This is a genomic window from Dapis brunnea BLCC-M229 (genome assembly GCF_050015995.1).
Lineage (GTDB): Bacteria > Cyanobacteriota > Cyanobacteriia > Cyanobacteriales > Microcoleaceae > Trichodesmium.
Genome location: NZ_JBNHEP010000226.1, coordinates 40,637 through 49,410, shown reverse-complemented (window position 1 = coordinate 49,410; position 8,774 = coordinate 40,637). Strand labels below are relative to the sequence as shown.

The 8,774-nt window shown below is 38.8% G+C and carries 8 protein-coding genes and 1 pseudogene; 8 read left to right on the top strand and 1 reads right to left on the bottom strand.

Features of this window, described 5'->3' with window-relative positions; all coding sequences use genetic code 11:
* Positions 1–19: 19 nt before the first annotated feature.
* Positions 20–532, bottom strand: a complete 513-nt coding sequence (locus ACP6PM_RS25990; protein ID WP_426589800.1) for a DUF932 domain-containing protein — start codon at positions 530–532, stop codon at positions 20–22.
* A 2,202-nt stretch (positions 533–2,734) separates the two neighbouring features.
* On the opposite strand from ACP6PM_RS25990, the gene ACP6PM_RS25985 reads away from it, so the two are divergent.
* From ACP6PM_RS25985 to ACP6PM_RS25950, 8 genes and pseudogenes are all read left to right on the top strand, one after another.
* On the top strand, positions 2,735–3,325 hold the full coding sequence (locus ACP6PM_RS25985; protein ID WP_426589799.1) for a Pvc16 family protein: 591 nt from the start codon (positions 2,735–2,737) through the stop codon (positions 3,323–3,325).
* 19 nt (positions 3,326–3,344) lie between these two features.
* A complete protein-coding gene (locus tag ACP6PM_RS25980) occupies positions 3,345–3,980 on the top strand; it encodes a carboxypeptidase regulatory-like domain-containing protein (RefSeq protein WP_426589798.1) in 636 nt (211 codons plus the stop codon).
* A gap of 30 nt (positions 3,981–4,010) precedes the next feature.
* Positions 4,011–5,729 carry a phage tail sheath family protein gene (locus ACP6PM_RS25975; protein ID WP_426589797.1) on the top strand — a complete coding sequence of 573 codons (1,719 nt, stop codon included), beginning with the start codon at positions 4,011–4,013 and terminating at the stop codon, positions 5,727–5,729.
* A gap of 216 nt (positions 5,730–5,945) precedes the next feature.
* Positions 5,946–7,067: a phage tail sheath family protein gene (locus tag ACP6PM_RS25970; RefSeq protein ID WP_426589796.1), complete on the top strand. Its 1,122-nt coding sequence runs from the start codon at positions 5,946–5,948 to the stop codon at positions 7,065–7,067.
* A 23-nt stretch (positions 7,068–7,090) separates the two neighbouring features.
* Positions 7,091–7,534, top strand: a complete 444-nt coding sequence (locus ACP6PM_RS25965) for a phage tail protein (protein ID WP_426589795.1) — start codon at positions 7,091–7,093, stop codon at positions 7,532–7,534.
* Between the two features lie 20 nt (positions 7,535–7,554).
* A complete protein-coding gene (locus ACP6PM_RS25960) occupies positions 7,555–7,917 on the top strand; it encodes a phage tail assembly protein (protein ID WP_426589794.1) in 363 nt (120 codons plus the stop codon).
* Between the two features lie 17 nt (positions 7,918–7,934).
* Positions 7,935–8,078, top strand: a pseudogene (locus ACP6PM_RS25955) (DUF6760 family protein); the annotation flags it as partial.
* Between the two features lie 210 nt (positions 8,079–8,288).
* On the top strand, positions 8,289–8,771 hold the full coding sequence (locus tag ACP6PM_RS25950) for a phage tail protein (protein WP_426589793.1): 483 nt from the start codon (positions 8,289–8,291) through the stop codon (positions 8,769–8,771).
* The last annotated feature ends 3 nt before the right edge of the window (positions 8,772–8,774 follow it).

Sequence of the window (8,774 nt, the reverse complement as noted above, 5' to 3'; positions counted from 1 at the left end):
TCGGGAACCCTACTGCTTATTAGGCAGCAGAACGAGTCGCACTGTTTTGGCAAACGATTCTTACTGGTGTAAGAAGGAAACCCAGACTGCCACTCCCAGTGTGGTCATTCTTAAAAGCGAAGTAGCATTCAATCAAATCATCTTTTACTATTTCTGCTGGTGGAGTGTTGATTTTGCAGGTAATGGCAATCCTACGTCCTTCTGAAAGGGAGATGGCAGCATCAATTATCAAATCTCCACTCTGAATAAATTCATCCAGCCATGCGAAGGCTTCCCAGTTTTGAAATACTTGGTAAGACTTGTGGCGAACAGAGAAAACTTCGTCTGTGTCTTCTCTAACAATAGCTACATGATCTGATAGAGGTTTATAGCTTTTTTCACCTACTCGGCAAATTGGCTGTTTTACTATTTGCCAATTTAAGCCAGCCATCTTAATAGCCTTCTTTGCTGAAATAGGCTTACGGATAACCGTACCGAGGCCGTGCCACGCAGGAGTAGCAAGGAATACCCCGCTGGTAAAATTATGTGCCATAATGAAAGTTAGTTAATTTTTTAGTCCAAGACCAATTGCTTTGCAATCGGTCTTTTTTTTGTACTTAGATCGTTCTAATTTTGTACTGAGATCAGTATAACGCAACGGTTGATATTTCGTCAACTGTTTTTGAGAAAAATATCTAAATATGTGTAAGCAATAAAATCTCAATAGCAATACAACTTCATCCCCCTAAAGCGATCGCACATAAGTTTAGTCATTAACAATTTAGAAACACACTTTAAACCCCTTGCTATAAAAATAGTTGATTGACTTTACCAACAGATTTATCCCGAAATAAATCTTTAGCAAATAATAAATTATTTGTGATTTTGTGACTGAACATCCACAAATGAAGGTATTCCATAGCCCTTCAGTTTGACTAAAGTATTGCTCACCACCTTCAGAGCAAGAAGGAGAATGAGGGTCTCCTGGGCGATCGCTGTACTGGTGGTGACGTCTATATATTGCTAATCCAATCAGTTACAGAGCCTTGAACTCCTCCCCCAATTATCCGTTGCGCGCAGATTTATGGGCGTTGGTAAGGCACTTATGCTGGAGGCAGAAGGGTTAGAATGATTTGGATAAACTAGCTTTTTATAACCGGATTTGAGATCGCACAAAATCTAAAATCATTCGTTACTGTGTAATGCCCCTTTCTAACTACTAACTTTTGGCTTCTACAAAGTCATACATTTATTCAGTAACGCTGATTTTTCATTATTCAGTGTTTTGTTAGGTACTTGAACCATACCATAGGGTTTTAGGAGTCAACCCACCCCTAACTCAACCCCTCCGAGGAGGCAGGGCTGTTTCATTCTTGGCTAAGGTAGAGGGGGAGCAGGGGAGCAGGGGAGCAGGGAGCAGGGGAGAATTTTCCACCCTAAACCCCAAGATTATCCCCAAATTTATCAATTATTCTTAAAGGTTAATTAACGACTTGTTGTGGCTTTGAGGGAATTGAAAGATATTTAGACAGAGTTTAATGACACAATTCGGGCTGAAAAATCGGCAAAGAATGGCTAATTTCTCTATTTTCTGATCCTCTCATCTGTTGTTCTCCTTAAATTGTTAACTCGCGATACTTTGAAACAGCCCTGCTCCGAGGAGGGGAGCAGGAGGGGGAGTCAGAGAGAAATAGGGAATGAGCGAGGAGGCAGCAGGAAGAATTATCACTTGATTTTTCTGCCATGGTAAAACCAAAATCCTAACTTTTTGATATCCCTAGAACGAAAACTTTGTACTTTTTCAAGACCATTACAGGCCAATACCTTTATCTGTCAATGCTTTTATATTTAATCAGTAAGCCCTACCATATATTTATAGGACTGATGCAGCACAACCTATTTCCGTCCGCAGCGACCGATATTGCTCTGCATACTTTCCTTAATTGTTATTTCTAGCACTAAATGATTTTTTTATGTGAATTTTTATGGTTAATAGTTTATTATTTAATCATAAATCTTTACTTTACTTATAGTATCTATTGGCTTTGTTGCATGAAAATAGTGATAGAATATTTGCAATGTGAAAGTCGTATATCTAACGTCTATAATATGCTAAGAATTAGCAGTTGTCTTCATCCAGGGAATTCTTTCTCCCTGTTCGCATTTAAAGGAATCATGGACTCGGCCTACGTCAAAAGTAGGCGTTGCCAGAAAAGAAAATAATTGGGAGTTTGAGGAAAAATGTCATGGAATCTCCAGAATGCCACAGTCATCACATCCATAAAAATGGTCACGGGAAAAGTTAAATAAAATTATATTCGTGTCAATTGTGGCCGTCAGTTGAGCACAAAATATCAACATAAAGGATACAGTGATAATGTCAAGGACTTGTAACTGTTAGAAAATGTATGTATAGAACCCATTTGGCATCTATAAAATTAGCTGGAGAGATGGGGGGATGGGGAGATGGGGAGATGATGAATATGGGGCTATTTTTATACTTTTTTCCCTATTCTATATTCTGGAAATTTTGACTTCTGACTTCTGCAAAGATACCAAATGGCTTCTATATGGCATGGGATTTTCTAACATTCCTCGATGTGAGATAGACTTTAAAATGAATTTCTACTCCTTGTTCTATCTTGCCTGTTGCCTACTAACTCAGTGGAAGTTCATCAACTTGTAAACTGTTGTATTGATTTTATGAAAGTGAAAATTACTGTAATATGTTACACTCAACGATAAAAATTAGCTCATGCTTCAGGATTTAGATAATACCTTAAAATCTCTACTGAACAAAGAAATCCCATACCTTCCTGGAACAACAACAACAGAGGTTTCTATCAGTTTTGATACACCCTATCAAGGGGCGATCCAAGAAAAGCCAGCAATCAATTGTTTTCTCTACGACGTGCGAGAGAACTTGGAATTACGTGACAGAAGTTGGTTAGTTGAACGGCAAAGTAATGGTAAAGCTCTCAAAAAACGTCCCCCTGCTAGGGTAGATTGTTCATATCTAATTACTGCTTGGCTTGAAGATGAAAAAGATATCCAGGCAGAACATCAACTTTTGGGAGAAGTTATGAAGGTGTTACTGCGCCATAGACAAATTCCTGAAACCTATGCTGTGGAAAATGACTTTGAAGAACAAAAAATCCCCCTGAGACTAATTAGTTTGCGTCCTAGTAATTTACAAAGTTTTGGGGAATTTTGGCAAGCCATGGGTGGAAAAGATGGGACAAAACCCAAGGTTGTATTGCATTGTACTATTACTATTTCTGTTCCTGTAGATGAAGCAGGAACAGAAGTGGGACTGGTAGGAGTTTATCAACCTAACTCTCAATAGTTGACTAAGGAAAGTAATCATGCTTAATATGATTATATCTAACCCACAGATATCGATCGCTGGTAGGGTATTAGAAGAAGGGGAAACGGAAAAACCAATTTCTGGGGCGATGGTAGAAATAATCGCAATGCCAGATAGATTCCAAGAAATTTTATCCCTGAAAGCCTTGCAATACGGTTCGCAGTGGGAAAAAATGAGCGATCGGCCAGACCGAAAAATTACAGCTAGTGATGGTTATTTTTACTTTGTTGATTTACCTCAAGGTATATATACTCTTGCAGCTTCCATACCTGGAAGTAGAACTCAATATGGTACCAAAGATTTTAGTTTAACAGAAGACTCTAGCAAGAGAATTATAACGGCCATAGATGATATTGATTTATTCCCAGTTGGAATTCAAGGTCAGGTTATAGATTCTGATTCCAACGAAGGAATAGGTTTAGCCAAAATACAAGTTGACAAAAGTACAGAATTTACGTTAAGTAATTTTCAGGGGAACTACCGCTTAGGTGTAGAAATTTCAACACTTCAGAAAAACAACAAGGTAACACTAAATGTATCTGCTACTGGTTATGATGAGGTTTCTGAAGAGGTTAATATTGATCTAACAAAGGTAACTGAAAAGGATTTTTCTCTTGAGCGTCAAGCAAATTAGTACAACATATCTAATCTAGGAGTTTATCAAATGCCTACTTATTTTTCGCCCGGTGTTTATGTAGAAGAAATTTCTTCTGGTTCAGCTCCAATAACAGGACTCAGCACCAGTACGGCGGGTTTTATAGGGGTGGTAAGTGATTCAATTAACATTCCAATAAGTCCTCTTATGCAAGTCTCAGATGAGTTTCTAGGAAGTCAAGGAGTAGAGGGAGTATTTAACCTAAAAAATTTTCCAGTTAATATAGAAGCAAATGCTGAAGTTATTATTGTTGATCAGAAGACAAAGAACTATTCAGCTATGACAATTAAACCAGAATACCAAGAACAAATGCAGGCAGAGAAGAAAGCAAAAATTACTATAGAATCAGCACCGACAGAAACTCAAATAGTCAAAGTTCAGTATATTGTAGAGTCAGTTAAAGTAACAAATGAAGTTCTTTTAACAATTCCACAGGATGCAGATTTATCAACCCAAACAGAACCCTGGGAAAGAAATCTCAAAAAATACCCGGTTAATACTGATAGTAATACATACAATATCAAGGCTAACGGTAGCATAACCCGAACAAATGTGAAAATCTCTAACGATGATGATGTAAATAAAGTTGCAACGGTGACTATTCCTGTAGATTGGATCAAAAACAATGAGGATTTATACGATAAAAATACCAAGAAAACAAAGACACTCATTACTATTACAGCAGATTACCAACAACTATTTCCCACATTTACTCCAGTTGGTGCTAATGAAGTAAAATTATGTACTAACTTTAATGAATTTAAAAAATATTTTGGTGATTTCTCAACAGACGAAAGACAGAAGCAATTAGCTCATGCTGTTTATGGTTTTTTCAATAATGGTGGCTCTCGTTGCTATGTATCCCGTGTAACAGATGCTGCTAATATTAGAAGCATTTTAGAAAAATTTGAGGCGATAGATGAAATTGCAATTGTAGCAGCACCAGGAATTACTGATGCTGCTAGCCGCAGTGCCATTGTCACCCACTGTCAGAACATGGGAGATCGCTTTGCCATCCTTGACTGCACTAAGGACAAAACGCCAAGTAATGTAAACGAAGACAAGCCAGATAATTCTGATTATGCTGCTTACTACTTTCCTTGGATTCAAGTATCCGATCCACTCGAAAGGATTTTAAATCCTAATGGCAAGGGTGAAGATTTTTATACCTCTGTACCCCCTAGCGGACACATTGCTGGAGTTTATGCCCGCGTAGATGCTCAACGAGGAGTACATAAAGCTCCTGCTAACGAGGTGATTTCTGGTGCATTAGGACTAGACTACAAAGTCACTAAAAATCAGCAAGACGGGCTAAATCCTGATGGTATTAACTGTATCCGCGAACTTAATGGCAATATCAGAATATGGGGGGCGCGTACTGTTGGTGGTGATGCAAACGGAGAATTTAAGTACATCAACGTCCGTCGTTTGTTTCTGTCACTAAGAGATTCTATTGACAAAGGAACTCAGTGGACAGTATTTGAACCGAATGATGCAGAACTCTGGGGAAAGATTCGGCGGAATGTAAATGCTTACCTGACCAATGTTTGGCGTAGTGGAGCATTGTTTGGAGCTACTCCCCAAGAAGCTTTTTATGTCAAATGTGATGCAGAGAACAACCCACCAGAAGTTAGGGATTTAGGTCAAGTTATTATTGAGATTGGGGTTGCACCAGTTAAGCCAGCTGAATTTGTGATTTTCCGTCTCAGTCAATGGTCTGGTTCGTGATCTAGATCCACCCCTAACCCCTCCTGGGAGAGAAATAGCCTCACTTCTTTACTTTTGTCATGTTTTATGTCAAGTAAAAATGTGGGTAATGGATAGCTAAAAAAAGGGAAACATCTTTGTCCTCCTTGAAAAGGGTAGGTGAACCTCATCCAACAGATAAATGGTATAAATAATATAGTCAATTTGAGGATAACTACAAGCTACAAACTAACGTTTATGCCCACTCAAGAGCCAAAAATACCAGGGATATATCTCAACCATATTGTTCCAACACCTGAACCTGAATTACTGACTGGTGTTCCGGTATTCCTTGGCTTGGCAAATGTAAAAGCAGGTGAGAATCGACCCCTCAAGCTAACTTTGGGGACTCAGTTTGACCAATATTTTAGTCAGGCAACGGAATATTTGGGTGATGCAGTCACAGGATTTTTTGAACAGGGAGGTCATCTTTGTTATGTAGTGGCAGTAGCAGATAACACTCTTGATGCTCTGCAACAGGGGTTAGAAGCAAGCGAAATCCTGGAAAATATTGATTTAGTTTGTGTTCCAGACATCATGGTAGCAAGAGAAGCAGAAGTTGTTCAAATGCAGCAAATTGTGTTAGATCACTGTAGCCGTATGGGTGATCGCTTTGCCATTCTTGATGGTTTGAATGATGTCCAAAAATTAGATAAGCAAAGACAGAAACTGACGAGCAATAATGGCGCGTTGTATGCACCTTGGCTAAAAATCGAAGATATCACAAGACCAAAGAATCCTAAGTCCATTCCTCCTTGTGGTCATATTGCCGGAATCTATGCAACTACTGACCGCATAGTTGGAGTACATGGTGCACCTGCCAATATAGCACTTGAAGGGGTACTGGATTTGAGTTTTTCCTTAACTCCAGCAGATCAAGCACAGCTTAATCCCCAAATTGGACCAAGCGTTAATTGTATTCGTAGTCTGCGAGGACGAGGGATGCGAGTTTGGGGAGTGCGAACTCTGAGTTCCCTTCCCGAATGGCAATATGTCAATGTCCGTCGCTTATTTCTCACTTTGGGACGCTGGGCAAATCAGAACCTAGCAGATACCGTGTTTGAACCCCATGATTTCCGTTTATGGATGCGCCTGGAAAGGGAATTAAGCATTTATTGTGAATCTTTGTGGCAACAAGGAGCTATCCAAGGAGCTGTTCCTCAAGAAGCATTTTATGTTAAATGTAATGAAGAAACCAATACCCCTGAAAATCGAGAGATGGGACAGATAATAGCAGAAGTTGGTTTAGCACCCACTATTCCGGGAGAATTTATTCAACTTTTGCTAGTTCAAAGTAGTAGTGGAATTACACTTACTTAATTTCAATTAAAGGAGATTATTTTATGCCAACAATTTCTAATTTCCGTGACCCCTACTCTGCTTATAATTTCTGGGTAGAATGGGATGGTATTGTTCACGCTGGTTTTCAAGAATGTACTGGTTTAACAGCTACTCGCAACGCCGGAACTTACAGAGAAGGAACAGATAAATCTTTAGGTCAACGTAAAATCCCTGGAATGAATGAATATGGTAACATTACCTTAAAACGAGGAGTTACTGATAATCAAGAAATGTGGGAATGGCACAAAAAAATACAAAATGGGGAAACAGATAGGCGTAATCTTTCGATTATTTTGGCAGATGACAAAGGAGAAGAAAAAATCAGGTGGAATTTAGAACAATGCTGGCCTACAACTTGGACAGCTCCAGGTTTTAATGCTAGTGCTGATGCAGACCCAGCCATAGAAACTCTGGAATTAGTTCACGAAGGGATTACCGTAGGTTAATATTTTTTGGGAATAAGATTATGCAGCAGACAGAATTTCCTTTCATCTTACCCCAAGGATATCTCGACTCGGAAGGTAATACCCATAAAGAAGGTATTATGAGGCTTTCTACAGCTTATGATGAAATTGCCCCGATGCGAGATCCAAGGGTGCAGAAAAATCCTGGTTATTTAGTGATTATTCTCCTAGCAAGGACAGTAGTTCGACTAGGAACTTTAGAGCAAATTAATACTAAGGTAATTGAGGGTTTATTTTCAGGAGATTTTGTTTATCTGCAAGATTTTTATCAAAGAATTAACCAAAATGGTCATAGTCGCCTCCGGGTAGCTTGTCCCCATTGTGATGGTGAGTTTGAGGTGGAAACTACTCCTGTGGGGGAGTAGTTAGCTACCCCCCAGAAAGACTCATGGAGGAGGTAGCTTATCTGGCATATCATTTTCATTGGTCTTATGAACATATTATGAGAATGGAACACCGAGAACGTCAGCAGTGGGTAGGACAAGTTGCACAAATTAATCAGCGACTAAACGATAATAATGGATAATTAATAATTAACAATTAATAATTGATAATTGATAATTAGGACTTGCTGATTAATCCTCAAAATCTTTACAGATAAAGGTTTGGGCATTTATAATTCCCCTGACTTCTGACTTCTGAATTCTGACTCCTACTCTTACCAAAATATTTATTCAGCAAACCCTAATTAGAGATAGTTTTCATTATTCATTATCCATCAATAAAGGAGGGACGGATGAATCCAAAATTTACTGCACTGAACGCAGCTTTACTTGCAGGTTCTACTGCCAGTTTAGCTGGACATGACCCCTATATGAGTTATAATTTTGCCGTAGAAATTGGTGGAGTTGTTGTGGGCGGTTTTAGTGAAGTTAGTGGTTTAAGTAGTGAAATTGAATTGGAATCTTATCAGGAAGGAGGATTAAATGGTTATGTTCATAAGTTTCCAAAACATACCACTTATCCGAATTTGGTTTTAAGTCGGGGATTGGTTAATATTGATTTGTTTCATATCTGGTATCAAGCAACGAGTCAAGGGTTGATTCAACAATTAAATGGTACAATTCTGTTGCTTAATACTCAGCAAATTCCGGTAATGTGGTGGACGGTGAAAAAGGCATATCCTGTCAAGTGGGAAGGACCACAATTTAACGCGAGTAGCAATGAAATGGCTGTGGAAAGAATTGAACTGGTACATCAAGGAATTTCTAAGTTATAAAAT